Genomic DNA, 1,925 nt, shown 5'->3' on the forward strand with positions numbered 1-1,925 from the left:
GCCAGTCATGATAAAAATATTCACGACTCAAAAACCTTAAATGTTGCCATAAGCCATGCTAATAGCAACAGAAACAAACCCATCAAACAAGCGGTATGCGACCGAGGCTATGTTGGTGCAAAGGTAGTGCTCGGTGCAAACATCATCCTGCCTAAAAAAGCCCTTAAGCGAGACAATCGTTATCAACAAGACAAAAAGCGCAAACTGTGTAAAAGACGCGCAGCGATTGAGCCGATTATCGGACATCTTAAATCAGATTTTAGACTCTCTAGAAACCTACTCAAAGGGCAAGTTGGTGATGAGATTAATGTTTTAATGGCTGCCTGTGCTTGGAATTTGAGAAAATGGCTGGTGATAGCCACTATTTTTTTGTTTTGGCAAAAACTGGGCTTATTTTTTGTAAAATACCTAAGGTTTTTTGTGGTGCTGGATAAAAAGCAGTTTTGTTGATTTGGATGGTTGGAAAAATGGGTGGTTTTGGTTTGTTTGGAGTGAGTTTTTAAGGGGCGACTATTTACCTTGGCATACTGAGTTATATTTTTTGGAAAAAAGACCAATCTAAGGTACTTGCTCAAACAACCCTATTTAGTATTGTTGGGCTGGGCTTTATCGGTTATTTTTTGGCGTCTTTATTGGATTTAAAAGGTCTTGAAACTATTTCTGCTGGGTTGGAGAGATTGACTTTGTTTACCTATCCTATTTTTATTGCGATTTTAGGTGCAATTTACATTACCCCAAAACCCCTGACAACTTTTTAAAATTTCTTATATAGAACATCTTAAGAGACCTTCTTCTTTTCCTGATTCAATTTTATACTTTCTTGATACACATCCATTGGTTTTTTATATTTCAATGTTTCATGGAATCTTTGATGATTGTAAAACTCAATATAATCATCCATATCAGTGATTAAATCACTGATGGATTGATATTCATTTAAATAAATTCTTTCGCATTTTGCGCTCCTCCAGAAACGCTCAATACAGATATTATCTGTAGCCCTACCTTTACCATCCATAGATATTGTAATACCTAAATCTTTTAATCGTTTAGTGTGTATCTCACTGGTATATTGACTACCTTGATCAGTGTTAAATATCTCTGGGTGTGGGTGTGGGTGTGGGTGTGGGTGTGGGTGTAGGTGTTTCTCTAAAGCGTCATTAAGTACACCCATTACCAATTGAGAATCCATGGTATTGGATATCCTGTGTGATAGAACAGCTTTTGAATGCCAATCAATAATAGCTGCCATATAGACCATACCCCCTGCAATCTTGACATAGGTAATGTCGATCTCCATACATGGTTAGAATGACTGATATTAAGCCCTCGTAGCTTGTAACTGTATTTCTTGTGTGCTTTGATTGGTATAGTTGTATTAACTTGTTTAACTGCTAATACTGCCTTTAAACCTAATTCTTGCCGATAGCGTGCTACGGTGTGTAAACTCACCTTGTAGCCGTCTTCAAGTAATTGTTGATGGATTTTTTTCTCACCATAGATGGGTATTTTTTCAAACACCTTGGTGATGTGGTTTTTGATAGATTGTTTGGTGTTATTTAGTCGCCCCTTAAAAACTCACTCCAACCAAACCAAAACCACCCATTTTCCCAACCATCTAAATCAACAAAACTGCTTTTTATCCAGCACCACAAAAAACCTTAGGTATTTTACAAAAAATAAGCCCAGTTTTTGCCAAAACAAAAAAATAGTGGCTATCACCAGCCATTTTCTCAAATTCCAAGCACAGGCAGCCATTAAAACATTAATCTCATCACCAACTTGCCCTTTGAGTAGGTTTCTAGAGAGTCTAAAATCTGATTTAAGATGTCCGATAATCGGCTCAATCGCTGCGCGTCTTTTACACAGTTTGCGCTTTTTGTCTTGTTGATAACGATTGTCTCGCTTAAGGGCTTTTTTAGGCA

General features: G+C 37.2%; 4 protein-coding genes. 1 reads left to right on the top strand and 3 read right to left on the bottom strand.

Annotated elements, in window-relative coordinates:
* Positions 1–450, top strand: a 450-nt coding sequence (locus BHECKSOX2_RS03445) for a transposase (protein WP_139682054.1), incomplete at its 5' end; no start/stop codon positions are given.
* Positions 451–778: 328 nt separating this feature from the next.
* Here BHECKSOX2_RS03445 and BHECKSOX2_RS03455 read toward each other — a convergent pair.
* The 3 genes from BHECKSOX2_RS03455 to BHECKSOX2_RS10185 form a co-directional block, all read right to left on the bottom strand.
* Positions 779–1,252 (bottom strand): DDE-type integrase/transposase/recombinase, encoded by a 474-nt coding sequence (locus BHECKSOX2_RS03455; protein ID WP_245391296.1) that lies wholly within the window; start codon positions 1,250–1,252, stop codon positions 779–781.
* Positions 1,174–1,542 (bottom strand): IS3 family transposase, encoded by a 369-nt coding sequence (locus BHECKSOX2_RS03460; protein WP_280953228.1) that lies wholly within the window; start codon positions 1,540–1,542, stop codon positions 1,174–1,176. Before BHECKSOX2_RS03460 ends, BHECKSOX2_RS03455 begins: the two co-directional genes overlap by 79 nt.
* A gap of 81 nt (positions 1,543–1,623) precedes the next feature.
* The coding region (locus tag BHECKSOX2_RS10185) for a transposase (protein WP_245391297.1) at positions 1,624–1,925 on the bottom strand (302 nt) is incomplete at its 5' end.

It is taken from the genome of thiotrophic endosymbiont of Bathymodiolus puteoserpentis (Logatchev) (genome assembly GCF_900127505.1).
Classification (GTDB): Bacteria; Pseudomonadota; Gammaproteobacteria; order PS1; family Pseudothioglobaceae; genus Thiodubiliella.